This window comes from Deltaproteobacteria bacterium, from assembly GCA_020848745.1.
Taxonomy (GTDB): Bacteria; Desulfobacterota; Binatia; order UTPRO1; family UTPRO1; genus UTPRO1.
In genome coordinates this window covers 26,008-51,162 of sequence record JADLHM010000067.1, presented here as the reverse complement: position 1 = coordinate 51,162, position 25,155 = coordinate 26,008, and the positions used below count along the sequence as shown (strand labels likewise).

The 25,155-nt window shown below is 70.9% G+C and carries 20 protein-coding genes; 6 read left to right on the top strand and 14 right to left on the bottom strand.

Features of this window, described 5'->3' with window-relative positions; genetic code table 11:
• The 6 genes from IT293_10390 to IT293_10365 all read right to left on the bottom strand — a co-directional run.
• Positions 1 to 2,521, bottom strand: a 2,521-nt coding sequence (locus IT293_10390) for a PQQ-dependent sugar dehydrogenase (GenBank protein MCC6765061.1), incomplete at its 3' end; no start/stop codon positions are given.
• Between the two features lie 208 nt (positions 2,522 to 2,729).
• The gene (locus tag IT293_10385) at positions 2,730 to 3,716 is read right to left on the bottom strand and encodes a DUF1573 domain-containing protein (GenBank protein ID MCC6765060.1); all 987 of its coding nucleotides are present in this window, start codon (positions 3,714 to 3,716) and stop codon (positions 2,730 to 2,732) included.
• Positions 3,717 to 3,724: 8 nt separating this feature from the next.
• Positions 3,725 to 5,572: a long-chain-acyl-CoA synthetase gene (locus tag IT293_10380; GenBank protein MCC6765059.1), complete on the bottom strand. Its 1,848-nt coding sequence runs from the start codon at positions 5,570 to 5,572 to the stop codon at positions 3,725 to 3,727.
• Between the two features lie 51 nt (positions 5,573 to 5,623).
• Positions 5,624 to 6,448 carry an enoyl-CoA hydratase/isomerase family protein gene (locus IT293_10375; protein MCC6765058.1) on the bottom strand — a complete coding sequence of 275 codons (825 nt, stop codon included), beginning with the start codon at positions 6,446 to 6,448 and terminating at the stop codon, positions 5,624 to 5,626.
• A 22-nt stretch (positions 6,449 to 6,470) separates the two neighbouring features.
• A complete protein-coding gene (locus IT293_10370; protein ID MCC6765057.1) occupies positions 6,471 to 7,535 on the bottom strand; it encodes a TIGR03617 family F420-dependent LLM class oxidoreductase in 1,065 nt (354 codons plus the stop codon).
• Positions 7,536 to 7,542: 7 nt separating this feature from the next.
• Positions 7,543 to 9,264 (bottom strand): FAD-binding protein, encoded by a 1,722-nt coding sequence (locus IT293_10365; protein MCC6765056.1) that lies wholly within the window; start codon positions 9,262 to 9,264, stop codon positions 7,543 to 7,545.
• 32 nt (positions 9,265 to 9,296) lie between these two features.
• Between IT293_10365 and IT293_10360 the strand changes: the two genes are divergently transcribed.
• Positions 9,297 to 11,801 carry a CoA transferase gene (locus tag IT293_10360; GenBank protein ID MCC6765055.1) on the top strand — a complete coding sequence of 835 codons (2,505 nt, stop codon included), beginning with the start codon at positions 9,297 to 9,299 and terminating at the stop codon, positions 11,799 to 11,801.
• Between the two features lie 153 nt (positions 11,802 to 11,954).
• Complete coding sequence (locus IT293_10355; protein MCC6765054.1) at positions 11,955 to 14,303, top strand: hypothetical protein; 2,349 nt, start codon at positions 11,955 to 11,957, stop codon at positions 14,301 to 14,303.
• Between the two features lie 111 nt (positions 14,304 to 14,414).
• Here the strand turns inward: IT293_10355 and IT293_10350 are convergent, their stop codons facing one another.
• From IT293_10350 to IT293_10330, 5 genes are all read right to left on the bottom strand, one after another.
• Complete coding sequence (locus IT293_10350) at positions 14,415 to 15,653, bottom strand: cytochrome P450 (GenBank protein ID MCC6765053.1); 1,239 nt, start codon at positions 15,651 to 15,653, stop codon at positions 14,415 to 14,417.
• The gene (locus IT293_10345; GenBank protein ID MCC6765052.1) at positions 15,650 to 16,297 is read right to left on the bottom strand and encodes a TetR/AcrR family transcriptional regulator; all 648 of its coding nucleotides are present in this window, start codon (positions 16,295 to 16,297) and stop codon (positions 15,650 to 15,652) included. The genes IT293_10350 and IT293_10345 overlap by 4 nt, the downstream gene beginning before the upstream one ends.
• Before the next feature lie 136 nt (positions 16,298 to 16,433).
• The gene (locus tag IT293_10340) at positions 16,434 to 17,216 is read right to left on the bottom strand and encodes an SDR family oxidoreductase (protein ID MCC6765051.1); all 783 of its coding nucleotides are present in this window, start codon (positions 17,214 to 17,216) and stop codon (positions 16,434 to 16,436) included.
• Positions 17,217 to 17,218: 2 nt separating this feature from the next.
• On the bottom strand, positions 17,219 to 18,424 hold the full coding sequence (locus IT293_10335) for an acyl-CoA dehydrogenase family protein (protein MCC6765050.1): 1,206 nt from the start codon (positions 18,422 to 18,424) through the stop codon (positions 17,219 to 17,221).
• Positions 18,425 to 18,426: 2 nt separating this feature from the next.
• A complete protein-coding gene (locus IT293_10330; GenBank protein MCC6765049.1) occupies positions 18,427 to 19,524 on the bottom strand; it encodes a nitronate monooxygenase in 1,098 nt (365 codons plus the stop codon).
• An 88-nt stretch (positions 19,525 to 19,612) separates the two neighbouring features.
• Here IT293_10330 and IT293_10325 point away from each other — a divergent pair, with 88 nt between their 5' ends.
• Positions 19,613 to 20,467 carry a MaoC family dehydratase N-terminal domain-containing protein gene (locus tag IT293_10325; protein ID MCC6765048.1) on the top strand — a complete coding sequence of 285 codons (855 nt, stop codon included), beginning with the start codon at positions 19,613 to 19,615 and terminating at the stop codon, positions 20,465 to 20,467.
• Here the strand turns inward: IT293_10325 and IT293_10320 are convergent.
• From IT293_10320 to IT293_10310, 3 genes are read right to left on the bottom strand one after another with little or no spacing between them, the layout of a single operon-like run.
• Entirely contained in the window at positions 20,464 to 21,105 is a 642-nt protein-coding gene (locus IT293_10320; protein MCC6765047.1) for a TetR/AcrR family transcriptional regulator, read from the bottom strand. The genes IT293_10325 and IT293_10320 overlap by 4 nt on opposite strands.
• Before the next feature lie 5 nt (positions 21,106 to 21,110).
• A complete protein-coding gene (locus IT293_10315; GenBank protein ID MCC6765046.1) occupies positions 21,111 to 21,470 on the bottom strand; it encodes a carboxymuconolactone decarboxylase family protein in 360 nt (119 codons plus the stop codon).
• Between the two features lie 19 nt (positions 21,471 to 21,489).
• On the bottom strand, positions 21,490 to 22,353 hold the full coding sequence (locus IT293_10310) for an NAD(P)-dependent oxidoreductase (protein ID MCC6765045.1): 864 nt from the start codon (positions 22,351 to 22,353) through the stop codon (positions 21,490 to 21,492).
• 44 nt (positions 22,354 to 22,397) lie between these two features.
• Here IT293_10310 and IT293_10305 point away from each other — a divergent pair, with 44 nt between their 5' ends.
• The 3 genes from IT293_10305 to IT293_10295 are packed head-to-tail and all read left to right on the top strand — an operon-like array spanning position 22,398 to position 25,136.
• The gene (locus IT293_10305) at positions 22,398 to 23,618 is read left to right on the top strand and encodes a cytochrome P450 (protein ID MCC6765044.1); all 1,221 of its coding nucleotides are present in this window, start codon (positions 22,398 to 22,400) and stop codon (positions 23,616 to 23,618) included.
• Positions 23,615 to 24,373: an SDR family NAD(P)-dependent oxidoreductase gene (locus tag IT293_10300; protein MCC6765043.1), complete on the top strand. Its 759-nt coding sequence runs from the start codon at positions 23,615 to 23,617 to the stop codon at positions 24,371 to 24,373. The genes IT293_10305 and IT293_10300 overlap by 4 nt, the downstream gene beginning before the upstream one ends.
• A 13-nt stretch (positions 24,374 to 24,386) precedes the next feature.
• Positions 24,387 to 25,136: an SDR family oxidoreductase gene (locus IT293_10295; protein MCC6765042.1), complete on the top strand. Its 750-nt coding sequence runs from the start codon at positions 24,387 to 24,389 to the stop codon at positions 25,134 to 25,136.
• Positions 25,137 to 25,155 lie beyond the last annotated feature (19 nt).

Genomic DNA, 25,155 nt, shown 5'->3' with positions numbered 1-25,155 from the left:
TGAGGGTGGCGGTCGCGGTCGGCGTCGGCGTTGCGGTGAGGGTGGCGGTGGCGGTCGGCGTCGGCGTCGTGGTGCGGGTGGCGGTGGCGGTCGGCGTCGGCGTCGTGGTGCGGGTGGCGGTGGCGGTCGGCGTCGGCGTCGTGGTGCGGGTGGCGGTGGCGGTCGGCGTCGGCGTCGTGGTGCGGGTGGCGGTCGGCGTCGGGGTGACGGTCGCGGTCGGCGTTCCGGTAGGCGTCGGTGTCAACGAAATCGGCTCGAAGAGGGCGACGTAGCTCGTCGTCGCGCCCGACGCGACGACGTCGTGGCTCCGCGCGCCGCCGTCCGACCACGACACGAAGGCGTACGTGACGCCGCCGAGATCCTGTGGCGACGTGGTCAGGAGCGTGAACGTGGTGCCGACGATCTCCGTCTTGAGAAAGGGCGTGGTTGTGCTGGTCGTTCCCGCCGTGGCGAGCAGGCCCGGCGGGTCGGTGCCGACGCCGAATTCGACCGTCTCGGGCTGGAGCACGACGCTGGTGGTGCGCGTGAGTCCGCCCGCGTCGGTGGCGGTGAGGCGCAGCTCGAGGTGGGTCGGGTAGTCGTGCTGCGGGGCCGTGAACGAGCCCGACGCGATGCCCTCGAACGTCTGCACCGTGTGCTCGTGGCAGTTTGACGGACAGTGCTGGACGACGAGCGTCCAGGTGAGCGCCGACGCTGCGAGCGTGCCCTGCTCGGGGTCGGTCGCCGTCCCCGAGAAATTGATGACGGTGCCGGCCTGCCAGGTGGTCGCGCCGCTCGGCGTGAGGATCACCGGCGTCGGACGCGTGTTGCCCGACGTGATCACCACCGAAGCGACCGCCGTGGCGCCGTGCGGGTCGGTCACGCGGAGCTTCACCGTGCGCGTGCCGGGGCTCGCGTACGCGATCTGCGGCGCCGGCAGCGTCGAATCGCCGAAGGTTCCGTTGCCGTCGAGGTCCCAGCTGAACGCGAGCGTGTCGCCGGGGTCGGGGTCGCTCGAGGCCGTGCCGTCGAACTGGACCGTGAGCGGCGTCGGCCCGTCGGTGGTGTCGACGTCGAGGACGGCGATCGGCGGCTGGCTCGCCGCCACGTAGCTCACCCGCATGAGGCGGCCGCCGTTGATGTCGACGTAGAACAGGTCGCCGCCAGGGCCGATCTTGAGGTCGACCGGCGTCGCCGCGCCCGCGACGAAGGTGAGGCGCTGGCTCATGTCGGGCTCGCCGTCGGGGCCGAGGGGCGCCGCCCAGATGCAGTTGCGCGAGTAGTCCGCGAAGAAGAGCGCGCCGTCGTAGGCGGCCGGATAGCCGCCGGTCGCGTAGAAGGCGAGGCCGGTGATGGCGGAGCTGCCGGTGCTGCAGCTTTCGCCCGTCACGACGGGCGCGGCGTGGTCATAGGCGAAGGCCGGGTCAGTGACGCTGCCGGGCGCGGCGGCGAGCGCCGAGCAGATCGTCGAGGTCCCGTAGTAGTTCGGCTGGATGCCGAGACCTTCCCAACAGGGCCAGCCGAAGTTCTCGACGAGGAGGTCTCCGGTGTGCCCGATGCGGTCGATCTCCTCCCAGCCATCCCAGCCGACGTCGCCGATCCAGAGCTCGTTCGTGCCGGGACGCGCCGCCAGCCGGAACGGGTTGCGCAGGCCGTAGGCGATGACCGGATCATCGCCGGCGTCGGCGTTCCCGACGAGCGGATTGTCGGGCATGGGCGTGCCGTCGACGGGGTTCAGGCGGATGACGCTGCCGTCGTAGCTGACGGGATCACCGCTGGTGAAAGGATCCTGGCTGCGGAGCGCGCCGCCCTCCGAGGTGGGCTGTGTCGGCACGCCGCCGACGCCGGGCGGGTCGCCGCAGGGATTGGCGGTCGGGAAGCCGTGCTGGCCGTAGTCGGCGAAGTTGAAGCTCGCGCCGTCGCCGCCGCTCACGTAGAGGGCGCCGTCGGACCCGAAGGCGATCGTGCCGATCGAGTGGCTCGGATACTGCTGGCACCAGTTCTCGACGAAGACCTGCTCGGCGCCCGTCATGACGTTGCCAGCGGCGGTGAGGCGCGACACGCGGCCGGCGACCACGCAGCCGTCGGTCGTGTCGCCGGGCGGGTTCGGGCAGCCGTCGAAGGTCGAGCCGAAGTAGCCCCAGCGCGGCGGGGTTCCGCCAATGGCCGCGTCGAGCGTGTAGAGGACGTACACGTAGGGGACCGTCGGGAAACTCGGGTGCAGCACGAGGCCGAGGAGGCCACGATCCCAGAAGTTGTGCGTGTTGGTGCGGAGGTCGGCGAACACGTCGGGCGTCGGGTCGTTCAGGTCGTCGAAGACCTTGATGATGCCGCTCTTCTCGGCGACGAAGACGCGGCCGTCGCCCGCGAACTGGACGGCGGTCGGGAACGACAAGCCGCTCAGGGCGACCGACTCCTGAAAACCGCTCGGTAGCGTCGCTCCGTGCGCGCGCGCGGCGGCGGCGAGGACGGCGCAGAGCGCCGCGAGGATGCGTCCGCACCAGAGTCGGCGGCGGCGCGAGGAGCGAGGGAGCGAGGACATCCTGAAGGCCGGATATGCACACGGCGACGTCGCGGTTCGGCGACGACGCCGTCCCAATGCGATCTCACACCGATCCTTCGACCGCAAGTCGCCAACTGCAACCTGTGCGCTGGCCGGGAGCGCTGTGCGCGACGATGCGGCGAGCGCCTTGTAGCGTCGCATGCGCGCTGTGCCGATGGCGGGCGTGGCGCGGCCCGCGGGGATCTCGTCACAAACCGCCGCTCACGCGTATCACGAGCATCCGCTGCTCGGGCGCGTCGGTGACGATCGTCACGACCGCGTTGAGCGGGCCGTGGCGCGTCGGTTTCCCGACGTAACGGACCGTCACGTCCCACGCATTCTGGTCAGGGACGGCGCGCGACTCGGCGGCGAGGTCGGGATCGCTCGGATCGACCCGCAGCACGCGGAACGCGGCGGCGTCGACGGACGAGACACGGACACTCGCCGTCGGATGGCGCGCACCGACGCGAAGCTCGCGCGGCATGGCGACGAGCGGCCCGGTGACGACGAGCGTCGACGGCAGAGCGAAGCGCGCCGCGCGCGGCGCCGTCGTCCGCAAGGTCACGGTGGCGTGGTGGATGCCGACGGGCAGATCGGCGGCCGCCGTCAAGGTGACGCGCCAGCGGCGGTGCTTTGCCTTCGGGTCGGCCTCGTCCTCGTCCCCGTCGTCGGGCGCGTAGGTGGCCCGTACGTTCGGCTCGGCGTCGACCGCGGTGATCGCGAAGGGGGCGCCCTCGGGCGCGCGCACGGTGAGCGTGAGCGGCGGCAGCTTCCCGAGCGGGCCGCGCAACGTCGGCTGGTCGCCCGGCTCGACCACGAGCGCGCGCACGCTTTCGGCGAGAATGGTGAGCGTGACGACGGGCTGCATCGCATCGTTGGTGAGGACGTCCACGATCTTCTCGACCCGGCCGCGGACGTGCGTCGTGTCGAGGACCGCGGTCACCTTGCCAGTGCCGCCCGGAGGGATCTCCTTGTCGTAAGCGGCCGTCGTGCAACCGCAGCCCGGCTTCACGCTGATCTGCAGCGGTCGCGGGCCGCGGTTGCGGAGCTCGTAGGTGTGGCGCACCTCGGTGCCCGCCTCGACCCTTCCGGCGTCCCAGCGCGGCGCGAGCGCTTCGAGCGGCGGGGGGTCGGCGCGTGCCACCGGCGTCGACAGCGGGGCCAGCGCGAGGAGAACGACCGCGACGCGACGCACCGTGGCCCTCACGAGGAGGCGCGCGGCGCCGCGACGCCCAGGATCGCCGCGACGCATGCGTACCGCTCGGGTGTGAGCGGGACGTAGGCGCGCGCGGCCTCGTCGCGGACGAAGAGCGGATCGTGGACGCGGGCCGGATCGTAGCCTTCCGTCTGGAGATCACCCTTGCGGAGCTTGAAGGTCGACGTGACGTCGGCGTTCGCGACGATCCGGACGAAGAGGGGCAGCGCGTAGCCCGGCAGATGTTCCGCCGTGAACGCATGAAAGCGCGCGCCGTCGAACGCGACCTCCGGGCGCAGGACGAGGGCGGCCATGCCGGCGCGGCCCTCGGCGCCGGGGACCGTGACGCCGTAGACGTTCGCGATCGCGACGTCAGCGAAGGCGCCAACGGTCTCGGCCACCTCCTGGGTCGAGACGTTCTCGCTCTTCCAGCGGAAGGTGTCGCCGATGCGGTCGACGAAGGCGAAGTAGCCGTCCGCGTCGTGGGACAGGAGATCGCCCGAGCGGTACCAGCGGTCGCCCGGCCGGAAGACGTCGCGCAGGATCTTCTGCTCGGTCGCGTTCTCGGAGGTATAGCCCTCGAAACGGCCGGCGCCGGAATCGGGGAGATCAAGGATCATCCCGATAAACTCTCCGACCTCGCCGGGAGCGCACTCGATGCAGCGGCCCTCGGGTGTCCGCGGATGCGTGTCGGTCGCGACATCGTAGCGGATGAGCCGGCCGTTGTGGCGCTCCTTGAAGGGGATGCGGCCGCACGAGCCGACCCTGCCGTCGAGGTTGATGAGGCTCGTGTTGGCTTCCGTCGAGCTCCAGCCCTCGAGGATGCGCGCGATCCCGAAGCGCTCCTGGAAGGGACGCCAGATGTCGGCGCCGAGGCCCGCGCCCATCATGACCCGCAGGCGGTGGTCGCGGTCGGCGGGCGAGGGCGGGGCGTTCAGGAGGTAGCGGCAGAGCTCTCCGACGTACTGGCAGGCGGTGACGCCGTCGCGGCGGGCTTCCTTCCAGAAGCGCGAGGCGCTGAAGCGGCGCCGGAGAGCGACGGTGGCTCCCTGGGAGAGCGCGCACGAGATCACCACCATCCCGCCGGCGCCGTGGTAGAGCGGGAGCACGCAGGCGATCACGTCGTCTGGTCCGTACTCGGCGATTGCCGACATGCCGTCGCCGACGCCGAGGTAGCGCATGTGCGAGAGGCGCGCCGCCTTCGGGAGCCCGGTCGTCCCGGAGGTGAAGACGTGGAAGAGGTCGTCGCCGCCGCGGAGCTCGGCGCGGACCCCCGGATCGACGTCGGTCGCGGGCATTTCCGCCGCGCGCGCGTCGAGGTCCACGAGCGGGAGCGCGGGGCGCGGCGTCGCCGGAGCGTCCGGGCCCCAGGGATCCGGGACGACGTAGATCGGGAGCGCGAGTTCGTGCGCGCGTTCGCCCATGCCGGCGACGGCGTCGAGGAGCTCGGCGCCGGCGACGAGGGCCTGCGCGCCCGTCGTCGCGAGGGCGTGGCGCAGCACGTCGCCGCGCAGTTGGGTGTTCATCAGGGCAACCGCGACGCCGAGCTTCGCGCACCCGAGCCAGGTCGTGATGAACTCGGGGCGGTTCTCCATGAGGAGGGCGACCGGCCGCCCGCGCACGATCCCCGCGCCGCGGAGGGCGCGCGCCAGGCGGTTGGCGGCCGCGTTCAGCGCGCCGTACGACACGCGCGTCTCCTCGTAGAGGAGGAACGTCCGGTCGGCGTGCGCGCGCGCCCGCTCCTCGAACCGGTCGGCGACGGTGTAGCGCTGCGACGGCGTGTGGCGGAGCGTCGCCGCGGCGAGCCGGTCGAGCTTCGCTTGCGTGACCTCGCGCGGGACGGAGGCTCCGGTCATGCGGCCTTGTAGCAGGACCGCCGCCGCCGCACAGGGGGCCGCGCGAAGCGCTCAGCAGCCCTTGAAGACCGGCTTCCGCTTCTCGACGAAGGATTTCGTGCCCTCGGCGGCGTCGGCCGTGTTGGCGGTGATGGTGCCGGCGACGGCCTCGTAGTCGAGGATCTCTTCGAGCGGGGCGCCGTTGGCCGCTTTGTAGATGCAGCGCCGCGCGAGATCGACGGCGACGCTCGGGCCCTGCGCGAGCTTCTTCGCGTAGTCCATCGCGGCGTCGAGGGCCTTGCCTTCCTCGGTCAGCTCGTCGACGAGGCGATGCTCGAGGCACTGCCGCGCGTCGAGGATGCAGCCCGTCTCGACCATCATGAGCGCGGTCGAGAGGTTGGTGACGCGCGGAAGGAGCCAGGTGACGCCGCAATCGGGGCTGAAGCCGAGGCGGACCATGGCCGCGCACATACGAGCGGACGGATCGGCGAAGCGGCGGTCGCAGGCGAGGGCGAAGGCGAGCCCGGCGCCCATCGCGGGACCGTTGATGGCGGCGACGATCGGCTTGTCGACGTCGAAGATCATCGTCCGTACGAGCTCGGCGAAGGGCCCCGCCGGGGTCTTCTTCTGGTAGCGCTCGAGCGGCTTGTCGGAGAGGCCCGGAATGCCCCGGTCGGTGCCGCCGGAGAGCCACTCGGCGTCGCCGCCCGCGCAGAAGCCGCGGCCGGCGCCGGTCAGCACGATGGTGCGGACGTCGTCGCGGAACCGCAGGTCGCGAAAGAGCGTCACGAGCTCGGCGGCCATCGGCCAATTGACGGCGTTCATGCGCTCAGGGCGGTTCAGCGTGACGACGCCGACGCCGTGCTCGACCGCGAAGAGGACGGGGTGCTCGGCCATGGTGGTCTCCTGGGACTGCTCTCTATCGGTGGAGGGCTCGGACGATGTCGCGAACACGATCCTCGTCGCGGGCGAGATCGCCCGGCAGGTCGAGGAGCACGGTGGAGAAGATGCCCTCGCACCGCTTCCGGACCTCGGCGGCGAGGCGGTCGTGGGTCGCGATCACGGCCCACTCGGCGAGCATGTCGTCGGTCACGAGGGCCGGCAGCTCCTGCCATTTGCCCTCGCGCGACAATCGGTGGAGGCGCGTACCGAGCTCTTCCCAGCCGTGGTGCGCGAGCACCGTGTGGTAGGTGCGGGTCGAGGCGTAGAACGCGACGTGCTGCTTGAGCGCCTGCTTCGCCTTCTCGACGTCGGCCTCGGTCCTGCCGGTCGCGAGGAAGGGCGCTCCGATGACGTTCACCTCGGCGGGTGAGCGGCCGGCCTTGCCTGCCCCGGCGGCGATCGCCGGCAGCACGACGGCTCTGGTGTAGGCGAAGGTGCCGATCGGGTGGAGACGGAGCCCGTCACAGAGCTCGCCGCCGAGCTTCGCCATGTAGGTGTTGACGGCGGCGATGTAGATCGGCGGCGCCGGGTAGTCGATGGGGCCGGGGTTGAAGAAGGGCGGCAGCAGGCTGAAGCGGTAGTGCTGGCCCTCGAGCGCCGTCACCTTGCCGGTCGTGAAGCCGTCGAACATGGCCCGCAGGCACTGCACGTACTCGCGCAGGCGCGGACCCGGTCCGCTGGTCCACGGCGTCGCGTAGCGGAGCTCGTTGTGGCCTTTCACCTGCGTGCCGAGGCCGAGATTGAAGCGGCCGCCCGACAGCTGCTGCAGGTCCCAGGCGAGCTGGGCGGTCACCATGGGGCTGCGCGGGAAGGCGATCGCGACGTTGGTTCCCAGGTGGATCGTGGCGGTGTGCTCGGCCGCGATCGTGAGCGGGAGGAAGGGATCGTGTCCCGCCTCCGGCGTGCAGACGCCGTCGAAGCCGAGCGCCTCGGTCTTGCGAGCCGCCGCGGCGATGTCCGCGATCGTCGGCTTCGCCTGTCCCTTGCCGGCGTACTGCGCGGTCTCCGGATTCAGGAGACCGGTCTCGACTTTGAACGGCATGCCGACGCTAGTTGCCGATGTTCTCGCAGGCGAGGATGTAGCCGAAGGTCATCGCGGGGCCCATGGTGCCGCCCGCGCCGGGGTAGGTGCGTCCCATCGCCGACGCCGAGCAGTTGCCGATCGCGAAGAGCCCGTCGATGACCGAGCCGTCGGCATGGAGCACGCGCGCGCCGGCGTCGACGGTGAGGCCCCCCTTGGTGCCGAGGTCGCCGGCATAGATGACGAGCCCGTAGTAGGGCGGCGTCTCGATCGCCGCGAGGCAGGGGTTCGGCTGGACCTTGTCGTCGCCGTAGTAGCGGTCGAAGAGGCTCTCGCCGCGGCGGAAGTCGAGATCCTTGCCGTTGCGCGCGAACTCGTTCATGCGCGCGACGGACGCCTGCAGACCGACGGCGTCGATGCCGAGCTCGGCCGCCAGCCCGTCGAGTGTGGCGGCTTTCTTGAGATAGCGCGCCTCCTTGAGCTGGCGCGGCAACATCCAGTCGGGCTGCTGCGAGCCGGGGAAGAACGGGCCGCACGGATACTTCTTTCGATAGGTCGCGTCGAAGATCATGTACGCCGGCACGCACGGCGATTCGGGCGTGTGCTGCACGTACATCGCCTTGCAGATGTCGTTGTAGGGTGACGCTTCGTTCAGGAAGCGCCGCCCGCGCTGGTTCACGAAGATGCTGCCCGGGAGGCCCTTCTCGATGACGAGCATGCGAGCGCGCGTCTCGCCGGGGACCACCGTCGTCGGCCCCCACCAGGCGTCGTCCATGAGGTCGACGCCGGCGCCGAGGGCGAGGCCCATCTGGATCGCGTCGCCCGTGTTGCCGGGATTCGCAGTGGTCCAGGAGGCGTCCGTCGGGGTCGGGAGGTACTGCTTCCGCATCGCGTCGTTGCTCTCGAAGCCGCCGGCGGCGAGCACGACGCCCTTCTCGGCGCGAATGCGGATGGCGCGCCCCCGCTGCTCGGCGACGAGCCCGAGGACCCGCCCGTTCTCGACCACGAGCTCGCGTGCCGCCGTCTCCAGCCAGAGCGGGATCTGGCGGTCGAGCATCGTCCGCCGCAGCATCCCGACCAGGGCGTTGCCGAGCGACAGGCAGCGGTCGCGCTTGCTCTTCACGCGCTGCCCGACGTCCAGCCAGTAGCGCGACATGATCTTGCTCGTGAGGCCGATCCATCCCGGGTGGCGCGCCAGGAGATGGTGCGCTTCGGTGGCCGTCATCGACATGCGGCCCATGACGAGCTCTTGCAGGGCGGGCTCGCGCAGGCGCGCGAAGTCGTCGCCGAGCTCGCGGGCGTCGAAGTGTTCGGGCTCGATCGAGCGTCCGCCCGGCTTTCCGCCCGGCGCCTCGGGATAGTAGTCGGTGTACGTCAGCATCGCCTGCATCCGCAGCCGGCCGCGCTCGCTGAGGTAGCGCAGCATCTTCGGCGACGCCTCGACGTAACGGACGAGCTTCTCCTCGGGGACGGCGCCGCGCGTGATGTGCTTGAGGTACGTGAGAGCGTCGTCCGGCGAGTCGTTCACTCCGGCGGCCGCCATGAGGTGGTTGTTCGGGATCCAGAGCGAGCCGCCAGACATCGCCGATGAGCCGCCGTAGAGGTGGGTCTTCTCGAGCAGAAGGATCTTGCCGCCGCGATCGTGGGCGCAGATGGCGGCGGCCATCGCGCCGGCGCCGGAGCCGACGATCAGGAGATCGACCGAATGATCCCAGGAGGCGGACGGAGTACTCAAGGCGACCGCCTCCATGCCAAGTTTTGATTTCGCGTACAAGCCACGCCATGGTGCACCGGATGGGCGCACTCACGGGCCGCCGCGTGCTCGAGCTCGTCGACGCGACCGGCGCGTACTGCGGGAAGCTCCTCGCCGACCTCGGCGCCGAGGTGATCCGCATCGAGCCGCCCGGCGGCGACGCGACCCGCCGGCTGCCGCCCTTTCGCGGCGAGGGTGCAGCCGACCTCGCCAGCTGGTTCTTCGTCGCCATGAACGGCGGCAAGCGGAGCCTCGTGCTCGACCTTGCGCGCGCCGCCGACCGTGCGCGCTTCGCGGCGCTCGCCGCCGACGCCGACGCCATCGTCGAGACGTGGCGGCCCGGAGCGCTCGACGCCCTGGGGCTCGGGTTCGAGGCGCTCCGCGTCGATCACCCGCGCCTGGTCATGACATCGATCACCCCCTTCGGGCAGACCGGACCGGAGCGTGGGGCGCCGGGGAGCGATCTCGTCGCGGCCGCGCTCGGCGGCGCGCTGCACGTTACGGGGGAGGCCGAGGATCCGCCGGTCCGGCTCGCCGGCCGGCAGGCCGGCGTCACGGCGTCCCTCGCCGCGGCGGCGGGGACGTTGCTCGCACTCCGCCAGGCGGACCGGACCGGGCGCGGGCAGCGCGTCGACGTCTCGCTCCTCGAGGCGGTCGTATCCGCGACCCACATCTGCGGCATCGGCAAGTGGCGCGACGACGGCATCGTGCCGCGGCGAAGCGGCACGGGCCTCTTCGCGTCGGTCCCATCGGGCGCGTACCCGTGCCGCGACGGGCTCGTCTACCTCATGGTGAACCGGCCGCGGCACTGGCAGGTCCTCGCGGCGTGGATCCACGAGGTGACGGGGATCGAGAGCGTGCGCGACCCGCTCTTCGAGGGGCCGTCGTCGCGCCGCATCCCCTACCGGGACATCGTCGACACCTACGTCACCGAGCTGACGACGCGGCTCACGGTCGAGGAGGTCTACCACGAAGGGCAGCGCCGACATCTCGCCTTCACGCCGGTCCGGACGGCGGACGCCGTCGTGCGGGACGCGCACCTGGCGGCGCGCGGGTTCTTCACGCGCGTGCCGCAGGCCGACGGGACCACGGTCACCGTCACGGGTCCGCCGTATCGGCTGGGCGCGACGCCCTGCCGCGCGGCGCGGGGCGCGCCGCGGGTCGGCGAAGGGACGGATGCGATCGCGCCACGGCGCGCGAGCGGCGACGGCGCGGGGGCATGCGGCGCGGCCGGCCCGGAAAGGTCGGAAGGCACCGCGGGCGCGACGGCCGCCGGTCTCGCTTGCGCGGCAGGCGGTGGCGCCGCGACCGCCGGCCCGCTCGCCGGCGTCCGCGTCCTCGAGCTCACCGTCGCCATGGCCGGACCCTGGATCGGCCGTTTCATGGCCGCCTGCGGCGCCGAGGTCGTTCGGGTGGAGTCGCGGCGCCACCCCGACGTCGTACGGCTCTACGTGCCGCCGCGCGCGCCCGAACGCGGCGTCGATCCGACCGGCTCGCCCTGGTTCACGGACTGGAACGCCGGGAAGCGGTTCGTCGCGCTCGACTTCGAGAATCCGGAGGCGGTCGCGCTCGCGCGGCGGCTCGCGGCCTGCTCGGACGTCGTCATCGAGAACAACAGCGCCGGCGTCGTCGACAAGCTCGGCCTCGGGTGGGAGGCGCTGCGCGCCGTGAAGGCCGACCTCGTCATGCTGGGAACCTCGGGCTACGGCGACCGTGGACCGCAGCGGGGCTACGTGACCTGGGGGCCCAATATCGAGGCGCTCGCGGGGCTCGCGACGCTCTCGGGGTTTCCGGAGCGGCCGTGCACGATCACGCAGTACGCGTACCCCGACGTCCTGAGCGCGCTCCACGGGCTCGTCGCGGTGCTCGCGGCGCTCGCGCATCGCGACCGGACGGGCGAGGGACAGTACGTGAACGTCGCGCAGCTCGAAGCGACGGTCGCGGCGATCGGCGACGTCGTCGCGGAGGTCGCGACGACGGGTCGGGTGCCGGGGCGCGCCGGAAATCGCGCGGCGCACGCGGCGCCGCACGGATGCTACCGCTGCAGCGGCGACGATCGCTGGTGCGCGATCGCGGTGGAGAGCGAGGACGCGTGGCGGCGGTTCTGCGCGGCGGTCGGGCACGCGGAGTGGCGCGATGACGCCCGCTTCGCCGACGCGGCGGCGCGCGTGGCGAACGTGGAGGCGCTCGATGCGCTCGTCGAGGGATGGACGCGCAGCCGCGACGCGCGGGCCGTCATGGACGCGCTGCGCGCTGCGGGAGTCGCGGCCGGGGTCGTGCGGACGATCGCGGAGATCGCGGCCGACGCCCAGCTCGCCGCGCGCGGGTTCTTCGAGACCCTCCGGCATCTCACCCGCGGCGAGGTGGTCGCGACCGGCGTGCCCCTCGGCCTCACCGATCCGCGCCCCCGGACCGGCGTCACCGGCCAGGCGATCGGCAGCGACCACCAATACGTCTTCGGCGAGATCCTCGGCATGAGCCCGCAGGCGATCGCGGCGGCGGTTCTGCGCGGGGCGATCGAAGCGGCGGGCTGAGTACCCGACGGCGCGTCCGCCCGTGCATGACGCACGGCGAAGCGAAAATCCGCTGCCGACCCCCGGGAAGTGCTTGCATCGACCGGACGGTCAGTGTCAGGAAGGAGGCGAAGCCCGGGTGCCGCCCCCGCTCCGTCGAAAGGAGTCGACTTGATGATCGTTGCGAAGGTTCGCCTGCTGTTGCTCGTCGCGTGCAGCGTGTCGCTCCTGGCGCCGAGCCGCGCTGATTCCTTCGCCCCTGCGCAGGTCAAGTGCCTGAATACGATCGGAAAAGCCGGTCTCGCGTTCGCGCGGGCCAGGATGAAGCTGGAACAGCACTGTCGCGGCAGGGTGCTCGCCGGGGGGACCTGCGCCGCCCCCGATCCGGCGGCGCTCGTGAAGCTCGAGGGTGTCCTCCGGGCCAAGCTCGCGAAGACGTGCGTGCTTCCGTCGGCGGGCCTCGCCGCGCTCGGATTTCCCGGACCGTGCCCTGACGCGAACCTCGGCGACGGGTTCACGCCGGACGACCTCGCCGACTGCATCCGTGACAGCCACACGACGATCGTCGGCGAGATGATCGCGCTCCAGTCCGACGCCGGTCTCGCGGCGCCGCTTCCGAAGGACCAGATCCTCTGCCAGCGCGAGATCGCGAAGCAGAGCGCGTCCTACACGGCGTGCACCTTGAAGGCCGTTCAGAAGTGCCGTGCCAAGACTCTCAAGGAGGCGCTGCCGAGCGTGCCGCCACACCTTTGCGCCACGGAGGACGAGAAGACGGTCGCGACGATCACGAAATGCGACACGAAGCTCCGCGACGCCGTCCTCGCCCGGTGCAGCGACGGCGTCGTTGCGAGCCTCGGCGTCTGCACGCCGAACGCGACCACCGCCGACGCCGCGGCGAGCTGCCTCATCGACGGCCATCGCACCCGCATCGACGGACCCGCGATCGACGTGCCGCCCGACCTTATCGACTACGAGTACGCGGTCCGCGGCGGCCTCTGCGGCGACGGGGTCGTGAACAACCTCGGCGAGGAATGCGACGGCACCGACGACGCCGCCTGTCCCGACCAGTGCGGCTCGGCGCTCGAACCGGACGGGTTCTTCGCCTGCCTCTGCACCGACAGGCCGCGTCTCCGGGTCGTCGAGCACGCCGCGGCCGACACCGACAATGGCTGGACGGGGAACAGCGCGGACCAGGGCGTCGCGGAAGGCGGCGGATACGTCAGCCGCCTCTACGACTGCGACGGCTTCGGGAATTGCAACGTCGGCCCGAGTTGCTCCCTGCCGCCGCATTCGCCGTGTGGCGTCGCGTTGTCGAAGCCCTCCGGGACGACCGGCGACGCCATTTGCGCGTTCTTCGGCCAGGGCATGTGCCGGAAGGACCGAACGGCCACGGGGCCGCACTGCTTTCGGGACGTGCAGAAGAAGTGCGATCCGAACATGCCCGCGGACCCGGTGTGCGATGCCCCCGGGGACTACTGCATGACGACGCTCGCCGCACCGCCCAATCCCTTGGCGGTGGGCGGCGTCACGGTCTGCAACGTGACGATCTGGAGCGAGGACGTGGTGGGGACGGTGAATGTGGCGACCGGCGAGTCGGCGGTACGCGCGCCGCAGCGCTCGCGCACCTTCGGACGCACGGTCGGGTCGGCGGACAAGCCGTGCCCCGTGTGCGGCGGCTTCTGTGCCATCAGCCGTGAGCGCTGCGAGGACGACGATGGTTGCGCCACGAACCAGGGTCCGTGCATCACGGCGCCGGTCTGCAGCGATGGTCCGAACGCGGGCAAGGCGTGCCGCGACGGCGTGCCGTTCGGCAGCACGCACCCGTTCTTCGGCACGACGAGCGTGGATTGCCCTCCCGAGCCCGCGGCGCAGATCACGTCAGCCGCGGGCCTCGACCTCTACATCCCGCTGCGGACCACCGGAACCGTCAGCATGGCGCCGAGCGTCCAGTGCGGTGAGGCGACCTTCGCCGGGAAGGCATGCATCGACGGCGCGAGCGCCGGGCGGCCGTGCGCCACCGAGAGCGAATGCCCCGGCGGGACGTGCGCGCCGCAGTGCTTCTGCCCGGGACAGCTGCGACCGAACGCCTGCCAGCCCGCGTGTGTCGGCGGTACGAACGACGCGATCGAGTGCGCGGTGGACAGCGAGTGCCCGGGCGGGTTCTGCCACCTCGCCGATTGCCGGGTGGACCCGGGCGACGACGGCTCGGCGCAAGAGGGCTTCTGCCCCGCCGGACCCGACGATGCCTGGTGCTCGATCACGACCTACCAGCCGTGCTCGTCGGCCAGCGACTGCGCGCCGCCGACCTGCCCCTACTGTCGGCCGGACGAGACCTGCATCGCGAAGAAGCGCGCCTGTTTCGTGAACTCCGGCATCGTGCGGCAAGGTGCGCCGCACACGCCCGAGGGTGTGAGCGTCGGCATCTACTGCATCGCGGGCGACAATGCGGCGACGAACACCGTCGCGGGATTCCCGGGTCCGGCCGCCTTCACGCAACCGGAACTGCAGCTGACCGTGCCCTGAGCGCGGTCGCCCGGCAGGACGAGGAGGGACGACACCCGGACCGCGCGCCGGGCCAGCGTACGTCGCGGCAGGTCGGCGAACGCCGCGTGTCGTCCCGTTCGGCTTCGGGCGTCAGGCCTTGCGGGTGAACTTGACCGGCATGTGCGTGAACGACCGCACCAGCAGGGACGGGTGCGTCTTCGGCGGTCCGTCCGCGTACGCGATGTCGGGCATGCGCTTCAGGATCTCCTCGAGCATGACCCGGATCTCCATGCGGGCGAGGTTCGCACCGAGGCAGAAATGGTTGCCGATGCCGAAGCCGACGTGCGGATTCGGATCGCGATCGACCCGGAAGGCGTCCGGATCCGTGAAGACCTCCTCGTCGCGGTTCGCCGACGGGTACATGAGCAGGATCTTCTCGCCCTTCTTGATCGCGCGACCGCGGAGCTCCGTGTCCTGGGTCGCCGTCCGGGCGAAGTTCTGCACCGGCGAGACGTGGCGCACGATCTCCTCGACGGCGGTCGGAATGAGCTTCGGATCGTCGATCAGCTTCTGCTTCTCGCCGGGGTTCTCGATGAGCTGGCTCATCCCGCCGGTCAGGGCGTTGCGGGTGGTCTCGTTGCCGGCGATGAGGAGCGTCACGAGGAACATCGTGAGCTCGTCCTTCGCCATCTCCATCGCATGCTCGGAAGGCAGCTTCGTCGCGTCGACGACCTCCGTCTCACCGAGGAGGCCGCCGTCGCGCGCGTGGACGAGCACGCTCACGAGATCGTCCTTGGGCTCCTTCCGGCGCGACTCGATCGTGTCCTCGATGTACGCGACGTACTCGGCGAAGGCGTTCGCGGCGCGCTGCATGGTCTCGATGTCGTCGTAGTTGCCGTCGCTCGCGATCATCGTGTCCGACCAGTGGTGGAGCTTGTTGCGATCGGTCTTGGGGATGCCGATCAGGTCGGCGATCACCTCGATCGGCATCGGCACCGCGATGTCGCGCACGAAGTCGCACTCGCCCTTCGGCGCCAGCCTGTCGAGCGTTTCGATGGTGAAGGCGCGGAAGCGGTCGGTGATCTCTCCGACCCGGCGCGGCTTGAAGCCTTGGTTGATCAGGTTCCGCAGCTGGCCGTGGCGCGGCTCGTCCATGTCGACGATGGAGAGCTTGGTCGGCATGTTCGGTCGGGTGCCTTCGCCCGAGCAGAAGATCTCGTTGTGCTTGGAGGCATAGACGACGTCGGCATATTTGGACAGGGCCCAGATCGCGTTCTTCGCGTCCCAGTGCACGGGATCGTTCTCGCGAAGCCAGCGGAACCGCTCGTGGGCGCCGACGCCCCAGATCTTCGCGTCGAGGATGTCGATGTCGCTGTACATGTCGGTCACCGAGTCTTCCGGCGCGGGCGCGCGGCCGTCGGGCGAATGGCCTCGCCGATGAAGACCGCTGCCTGCCGGAACCGTTGTTCGAGGGGGTAGTCGGGATCGTTCATCCAATTGATGAACGGAGCGTTCAGAGCGCCGAGGACCATCTCGGCGAGAAAGGCGGCGTCGAGATCCGTGCGGACCTCCCCGCTGCGTTGGCCTTCGCGGAGCGTCTTCACGATCGGCGCGAAGATCCGCTCGAGGTAGGGCGGGGGCTCGCCCGGTCGGCCCCGCGTCCGCATCAGCTCGAAGACGAGGTCGCGGGCGACGCCGCGCGCCGCCGAAGCGTCCTGCGCCGCGTGCTCCGCGAAGCCCGCGAGGCGGTCCTGGGCGCTTCCGGGCCGCAGAAGGTACTGTTCGATGAGGTTTTGGAGGTGGTCGAAGACCTCGATCGTCATCTCGCCGAGCAGCGCGTGCTTGCTCTGGAAATGATTGAAGAAGGTGGCCGGGGCGATGTCCGCCGCGGCGGCGATCTGCTCGACGGTCGTGGCCTCGAAGCCCTGGCCGAGGAAGAGCTCCTGCGCCTGCTGATAGATGCGCAGGCGGAGCTCGCGCTTCTTCCGCTCTCGGCGGCCTTCCACGGGGATCTGTGCGACGGCGGCGTTCATGCGATTCCTGGAGGCAGCTTCAATCTTAGAGCCTTCTCCACGTTCACGTCAAGCGCCGGGCGAGCGCTCGGCGCGGGATCCCCGGGGTGGCGTCGCGCCCGGCATACCTCGGGCCCCGACGGATGCGTCAACGGGTCTACGGGTGCTGCGAGCTCACCGAGACGATCTCGCCGGTCATGTAGGTCGAGTAGTCGCTCGCGAGGAAGACGATCACGTTCGCGACCTCCCACGGCTCGGCGGCGCGGCCGAAGGCTTCGCGGGTCTCGAGCTCGTCGAGGAGATCCTTCGGAGCGCTCTTCTGCAGGAACGGGTGCAGCGCCAGGCTCGGTGCGACCGCGTTCACGCGTACGCCGGCCGGAGCCGCCTCGATCGCGGCGCAGCGCGTGAGCGCCATGACGCCCGCTTTGGCGGCCGCGTAGTGCGCCTGGCCTGCCTGCGCGCGCCAGCCGAGCACGCTCGCGTTGTTGACGATCACGCCCGCCGCGCGCGGCAACATGTGGCGAAAGGCGGCGCGCGTGCAGCGGAACGCCGAGGTGAGCGTGACGTCGAGGACCTTCAGCCACTGCTCGTCGGTCATGTCGACGAGGTTCGCGGTGCCGCCGAGGCCGGCGTTGTTGACGAGGACGTCGAGCCGGCCGGTCTCGGCGATCGCGGCGTCGACCATGCGCTGGACTTGCGCTTCGATCGTCACGTCACAGGCGACGGTCGTCGGAGGGCGCCCCATGATCGGCGCGATCCGCTCCGCGGCTTCCGCGAGGCGGCGCTCGTGCTGGTCGCTGATGACGACGATCGCCCCCTCTTCGGCGCAGCGCTTCGCCGTGGCGAACCCGATGCCGGTGCCGGCGGCAGCGGTGACGAGGACCGTCTTGCCGGCGAGGAGCGCGTGGCCGGACGGGCAGGGAGGCGGGGGGGGAGCCACGGCTATCGTTTGCTCTCGAAGCGCGGCTCGCGCGGCATGCCGAGAGCGCGCTCCGCGATGATGTTGCGCTGGATCTGGTTGGTGCCGGCGTAGATGGTGTCGGCGCGGGTCCAGAGGAAGAGGCGCTGCAGCTCGTCGACCTCGTAGTCGTCGATCGCGCCCGCCGTGCGGATCTCGGCGCGCGCTCCGAGCACGTCGACGGCGAGCTTCCCGAGATCGCGGTGCCAGGTCGCCCAGAAGAGCTTCGTCACCAGCGCCTCCCGGCTGAGCGCGGCGCCGCCCTCCGCGGCGGTGAGGATGCGGAGCGCGTTGTAGCGCATGATCCTGAGGCCGATCCACGCGTCGGCGATGCGCTGGCGGATGACGGGATCCCGTGCGGCGCCGTTGGCCTTGGCGGCCGCGATCACCTGGTCGAGCTCGATCGCGAACATCATCTGCTGGCCGAGGGTGGACGCGCCGCGCTCGAAGGCGAGCGTGCCCATGGCGACCTGCCAGCCTCCGTTCACCTCTCCGACGACGTGCGCGGCGTCGGTGCGTGCCCCGTCGAAGAAGACCTCGCAGAACTCGGCGGTGCCGGTGATCTGGCGGATGGGTCGCACCTCGACGCCCGGCTGCTTCATCGGCACGAGGAGGTAGGTGATGCCTTGATGCTTCGGGGCCGTCGGGTCGGTGCGGCAGAGCACGAAGCACCAGTCGGAGATCGTGGCGAGCGAGGTCCAGACCTTCTGGCCGGTCACGATCCACTGATCATCGTGGCGCTCGGCCCGGCACTGGACGTTGCCGAGGTCCGAGCCGGCGTTCGGCTCCGAGTACCCCTGGCACCAGAGCTCCTCGGTGCGGACGATCGGCGGCAGGAAGCGCTCCTTCTGGGCCTGCGTGCCGAAGGCTATGAGTGTCGGTCCGAGGAGGGTCTCGCCGATATGGCCGAGCCGGCCGGGCGCCCGCGCCCGCGCGTACTCCTCGTTGAAGATGACCTCCCGACTGAGTTCGAGCCCGCGGCCGCCCCATTCCTTCGGCCAGCCGACGCAGGTCCAGCCGCCGTCGGCGAGCTTCTTCTCCCACGCGCGACGCACGTCGACCGCGCCGGCGAGGTCGCCCGAGCCGCCGCGCCCGCGGAGCGCCGCGAACTCGCCGACGAGGTTCTCGTCGAGCCAGGCGCGGACCTCGTCGCGGAACGCCTCGTCGGCCGGAGAGAAACGCGCGTCCACGGTCAGGCGCGCTCCCGTCGCGGAGCGGCGACGACGTCCTCGCCGGCGAGGCGCGCCAGGGTTTCGTCGGCCTCGCGCATGATCTCCGCGAGGACGTCGGCGACGCCCGGCAGCTCGTCGATCACGCCCACGACCTGTCCCGTCGGCAGGATGCCGACCTCGAGCTTGCCGTCGACCATGCTGGCGCGGGTCAGCATCGGCGCGTTCGCCGCCATCGCCAGCTGCGACCAGGTGAGCTCGCGGCTCTTCCGCATGGCGAGCCCCTCCTTGGCGAAATCGAGGAGGGAGGTCTTGGTCAGGTGGCGAAGTCCGAGCGCGTTCGCGAGCGCTCGCGGCAGCCGCAGGAGCGGATTGACGCGCTCCAGCCGGTCGATCACCGGCGTGCGAATGACGCGCTGCGGGGCGCCGTCGATGGCGTGCGTGACGACGGTGTCGGTGAGGCTCGCGCGCAGGTATTGCGCCTTGATGTGGTCGGGCACGGTGCTTTCCTTGGTGAGGAGGAAGCGCGTACCCATGGCGATCCCCGCCGCGCCGTAGGCCAGGGCCGCGACCAGGCCGCGGCCGCTATTGAAGCCGCCGGCGCCGAGCACGGGAATGTCCGTCGCGCGGCACGCGGCGGGCAGCAGCAGTGACGTCGGAATCGGCCCGGTGTGGCCGCCGCCCTCGTGGCCCTGCGCGATCACCGCGTCGACGCCCCATTCGGCCATCTTCGCCGCATGGCGCGGCGCGCCGATCGTCGGCATCGTGAGCACGCCGCCGTCCCGCAATCGCGCGATGAGGTCGCGCTTCGGGGGTCCGGCGAAGCTCGCGAGCGTGACCCGGTGGCGGATCACGAGATCGGCGGTCCGCTCCACCCCCTGTTGGTCGGCGCGCATGTTGACGCCGAAGGGCGCGTCGGTACGGTCGCGGACGGCGCGGATCGCCGCGTCAAGCTCGTCCTCCGTCATCGTGGCGGCGGCGAGGATGCCGAACCCGCCCGCGGCGCTCGTCGCCGCCGTCAGCTCTGCGCCCGAGACCCACCCCATGCCCGTTTGCACGATCGGGTAGCGGACGCCGAGAAGATCGCAGATACGCGTGTGGAGGGCGGACCGCGTGGTCATCCGGCGGAGCTAGCAAAGGACCTTCGGCAGTGCAAAGCACGGTCCGCTCTTGTGCGCCGCCGGCGAATCGTACTACTCAGCCCGACCTATGCCGATCGACCGCGCGAAGGCCATGGCCGCTACGTTTCCCACCGGTAAAGCGTCGTGGGGAAACGACGACGTGATCCTCTACCACCTGGGTATCGGCGCCGGCGTTCCGCCGACCGATGCCAACGAGCTCGCGTACACCTACGAGAAGAGCTTGAAGGTGTTGCCGTCGTTCGCGGTGGTCGTGAAGTTCCGTCCGATGGGCGACATCCTCAACATGCCCGGCCTCGAGTTCAATCCGTTCATGCTGCTGCACGGCGAGCAGGACGTCGAGATCCACAACCCGTTGCCGCCGTCCGCCGAGGGCGTCACCGGCCAGATGAAGGTCGCCGACGTCTACGACAAGGGCAAAGCCGCGGTCGCGATCCTCGAGGTTCATGCCAAGGACGCGAGCGGCACGCCGCTCTTCACGAATCGCATGGCTCTCTTCCTCCGCGGCGAGGGCGGGTTCGGCGGCCCTCCCGGACCCAAGACCGGCAACGTCGCGCCACAGCGCCCCCCGGATGGCGTGATCGAATCGCCGAGCTTTCCACAGCAAGCACTGTTGTATCGCCTGAACGGCGACAAGAATCCGCTGCACGCGGACCCGGATTTCGCGGCGATGGGCGGCTTCGACCGTCCGATCATCCATGGGCTCTGCTCGTATGGGATCACGCTGAAGGCGATCGTCGACCACGTGCTGGACGGCGACGTGGCCAAGGTCGCGCGTTACCAGGCACGCTTTGCCGGGGTCGCGTTTCCGGGCGAGACCTACGTCACGTCGTACTGGAAGGAGGGCGACACGATCCTCCTCGAGTGCAAAGCGAAGGAGCGCGACGCGCTGGTGATCTCGAACGCGGCGGTGACGATTCGCTAGCCCGCGGCCAGCTCACGCCGCAGCGTCGCCTTCAGGACGTCGAGTTCGCCGCGCAGCAGCTCGGCGTCCGCGCCTTGCAGCATGAGGGTCGCCGCGAGCCCTGAGAGGGCCGAAAGCGTGAAGTGCTGGAGCACGAGGCTCCGTTTCCGCGGCAGCTTCGCGTCGGCGAAGATGCGCGACCAGACGCGATCCCACCCCCGCGACATCTCGACCCGCCAGTTGCCGGCGCTCCGATGCTTGTCGCGACCCAGGTGGTTCAGCAGGATCTCGAAGGTCGCCCGATACTGGCGGCTCCGGAAGTGATCCCAGGCGAGATCGACGAAGAGCGCGGCCCGGGCGGCGAGGCCTCGCCCTGCGAGCGGCGCGCGCTCGGCGCGCTCCGCGAAGCGCGCGAAGGAATCCTCCAGCACCGCCAGGAGCAGCGAATCCTTGCCGCCGAAGTGGTGCTGTACGGCGCCCCACGTCATGCCGGAGCGGGCGGCGACCTGCTGCGCGGTCAAGCCCTGGAATCCGTCGCGCGCGATCACGTCGACGACGGCCGCGATGATGCGGGCGCGCGTCGTGGCGCTGCGCTCGGCGTGCGACCGTCGGACGCGCGGCGCCGAGGCTCCGCCCCGCCGCGCGCGAACGGCGCGCATGGCGGTCAGATGCGCTCTGCGCGCAGCTGGCGTACCACCTGCGAGGCGATCGCAGCCTGCGGCCAGCCGCCGTAGTGCGCGACGTGCAGGATCAGCTCGTCGATCTCGGCGTCGCTGAGGTCACCGCTCTTCATCGCCGCGCCGAAGTGGAGCCGGAGTGTCATCTCGTTCCCCAGGCCCATGAGGATGGTGAGCGTGACGAGGCGGCGCTCGCGGACGCCGAGCCCCGGTCGGGACCACACGGCGCCGAAGAGATGCTCGATCGTCGCGTCGAGGAAGACGTCGCCCGGCATGTCGGGCGGGGTGAAGCGCATCACCTCGTCGAACCTCGCGAGGCCGGCTGTACGGCGATCCGGATCGGACATGGCTACCTCCGTGCCGCGCTCAGCGGCGCTTGGGGTCCTCGAGGCCGTAGACGCGCGCCATCACCTGCTGGCACAGGCCCGTGCCCGGCAGCGCGACGCCGTGCTCGCGCGCGAAAGCGAGCGTCACGGCGAGGTCCTTTTCGGCGAGCGTGGTGTAACCGCGTAGCATCCGCTGGAAGTCCGGCTCGCGGCGCTGCTCGGCGGAAAGCCGGTGCAGCATGAGGAACGCTTGCATCTGCTCGGTCAGGTTGCCGTTGCTGCGGGTGACCTCCTCGAAGGCGCTCGTCGCGAGGCCGGCGGCGCGCGCGAGCGTCGTCGCCTCGAACGCCGCGAGGAAGCCGAGGTACGTCATCAGGTTGTTGCAGAGCTTGGTGGCCGCTCCGGTGCCGAGCTCTCCGGTGGTCACGATGGAACGCGCGGCGGTCGTGAAGACCGGTCGGCAGCGCTCGACGTCCGCGGCGTCGCCGCCCACCATGTAGGTTAGCCGGCCCTGCTCGGCGCCGGTCGGACCGCCCGTGACGCAGGCGTCCACCAGCCCGACGCCGCGCGCGCGCGCCGCGCCGCCGAGCTCGCGGATGGTGCGCGGGAGGATCGTGCTGTGGATGGCGATGATGGACCCCGGAGCCGCGCCGGCGAGCAGACCATCGTCGCCGAGCACGACCGCCCGGACGTCGGCGTCGTCGCGGACGCATACGCCGACGACGTCCGACGCGGCGGCGACCGCGCGCGCCGACGCGGCGGCGGACGCGCCCGCCGCCACGAGCTCCGCGACGGCCCCCGGCACGAGGTCGTAGACGGTCGTCGCGAGCCCGGCGCCGCAGAGGCGGCGCGCCATCGGACGGCCGATCGAGCCGAGACCGACGAAGCCGGCACGCGTGGACATGGGGGCGGACCTTAGTTTCAATTTGCCTTGTGCGCAATATGTAAATGGTGGTAAGCGCGTCGGCACCGATGGTCGAGTACGATCCCTACGCCTACGAGATGCACGAGGATCCGTATCCGACGTACGCCGCGCTGCGGACCGAGGCGCCGGCCTACCGGAACGACCGCCTCGAGTTCTGGGCCTTGTCGCGGCACGCCGACGTGCTCGCGGCCTTCCGTGACCCGGCCCGCTTCTCCAATCGCAACGGCGTGTCGCTCGACCGCGCGTCCTCGCACCCGCGGGCGCACGCGATGATGTCGTTCCTGGCGATGGATCCGCCCCGCCATACGCGCATGCGGGCGCTGGTGTCGCGCGGCTTCACGCCGCGTCGCGTCGCGGAGCTGGAGCCGCGCATCCGGGCGCTGGCGAACCGTCACATCGACGCCTTCATCGAGCGCGGGCAGTGCGACTTCATCAAGGACTTCGCCGGCAAGTTCCCGATGGACGTCATCAGCGAGATGCTCGGCGTTCCGGAGCCGGATCGCGATCAGCTGCGCCAGTGGGCCGATACCGTCGTGCACCGCGAGGAGGGCATGACCGACGTGCCTCCCGCGGGCATGCAGGCGGCGATGCACCTGCTGGCGTACTTCACCCAGCTGGTCGCCGACCATCGCGCCCGCCCGCGGGACGATCTCACCGCGGCGCTGCTCACGGCCGAGATCGATGGCGACCGGCTCGAGGACATGGAGATCCTGGCCTTCCTCTTCCTGATGATCATCGCCGGAAACGAGACGACGACGAAGCTCCTGGGGAACGCCGTGTACTGGCTCGCGCGGAACCCGGATCAGCGGCGCCTGGTCGCCGGGGATCCCGGCATGATCCCACGTTGGGTCGAGGAGACGTTGCGCTACGACGGCTCGACGCAAGCGCTCGCGCGTACCGTGACCGGCGACGTGGAGCTGCACGGACGTCGCCTGCGCGACGGCGACCGTCTCGTGCTGCTGGTCGGGTCGGCGAATCGCGACGAGCGCGTCTTCCCGCATGCGGACCGCTACGACCTGACGCGCGACACGAGCGCGATGCTGTCGTTCGGCCACGGCACGCATTTCTGCCTCGGGGCATCGCTGGCGCGTCTGGAGGGCCGCGTGGCGCTCGAGGAGGTGCAGCGGCGCTTCCCGGACTTCGCGATCGAGCCGGTGGGGATGGTGCGCGTGCACTCGGTCAACGTACGGGGCTTCGCCTCCTTGCCGGTGACGTTCACGCCGGGAAGGGGAGGGTGCGGATGAGCGTGACGCGGACGGCGGTGGTGACCGGCGCCTCTGCGGGGATCGGCGCCGCGATCGCGCGGGCGCTCGGGGCCCTCGGCTGGTCGGTCGCGCTCGGAGCGCGGCGGACGCCGCTCCTGCGGGAGGTAGCAGGTGGCGTCGAGGCGGCGGGCGGCCGGGCGTTCTCGCAGGCGCTCGACGTCACCGACGTCCTCAGCATCGACGCGTTCTTCGGCGCCGCCGAAGCGGCGCTCGGACCGATCGACGTGGTGGTGAGCAACGCGGGTATCGGGCGGCCGGGCCTCCTCCACGAGGTGCCGATCGCCGAACTCGAGCACGAGATCCGCACGAACCTGTTCGGACCGATGTTCGTGGCGCGCCGCGCGCTGCCGTCGATGCTCGAGCGCCGGCGCGGCGACCTCGTCTTCATCTCGTCGATGAACGTCGTCGAGCCGCGTCCGTTTCAGCTCGGCTACACCGCGTCGAAGGCGGGCGTCGAGGGAATGGCGCAGGTGCTGCGGCGCGATCTCGAGGGAACCGGGGTGCGCAGCACGATCGTGCGGCCGGGCGCGACGCGCAGCGAGTTCGGCTTCGGCTGGGAGCCGGACATCCTCGTGCGGGTGCTCGACTCGTGGAAACAGTGGGGCTTCATGCGCCACATGGACATGATGGACGGGGACCAGGTCGCGCTCGCGGTCGTCGCCGCCGTCACGGCGCCGCCCGGCGTGCACATCGACGTGATCCAGGTGAATCCGGAGCGCGGCGGCGGCGCCTGAGACAGGAGAACGGATGCGATTCCGGGAGAAGGTGGCGATCGTCACGGGTGCGGGGCAGGGCATCGGCGAGGCCTACGCGAAGGCGCTCGCGCGCGAGGGCGCCCTGGTCGTGGTCGGCGATGTGAACGAGGCGCAGGGCGCCCGCGTCGCCGAAGAGATCCGGTCGGGCGGAGGGGATGCGCGCTTCGTGCGCGTCGACGTGGCGTCGCCGGAGTCGACGAAGGCGATGGCCGACGCGACCATCGCCGCGTACGGCGGCATCGACTACCTCGTCAACAACGCGGCCATCTACCACGGAATGCAGGTCGCGCCGCTGATCGCGGTCGACTGGGACTACTACAAGCGGTTCATGGACGTGAACATGCACGGGGCGTTGCTCTGCATCCGCGCTTGCTACGAGGCCATGGGGAAGCGGCCGGGCGCCGCGATCGTCAACCAGAGCTCGACGGCGGCCTGGATGGGAATCGGCTTCTACGGGATCGCGAAGCTCGCCCTGAACGGCATCACGCAGTCGGTCGCGCGCGAGCTGGGGGTCTGGGGCATCCGGGTGAACGCGATCGCCCCCGGGCCGACCGACACCGAGGCGACCCGCAGCATCGTCCCGCAGCAGTACCTCAAGCAGATGCTGGCCCAGATGCCGCTCGCGCGGGTGGGCACGCCGGAGGACATCGTCGGCGCCTGCTTGTTCCTGTTGTCATCCGAGGCGGCGTGGATCACCGGCCATGTCCTCAACGTGGACGGTGGTCAGTTCATGCGCCCCTGAGTCGCGCGCGAAGGAGACG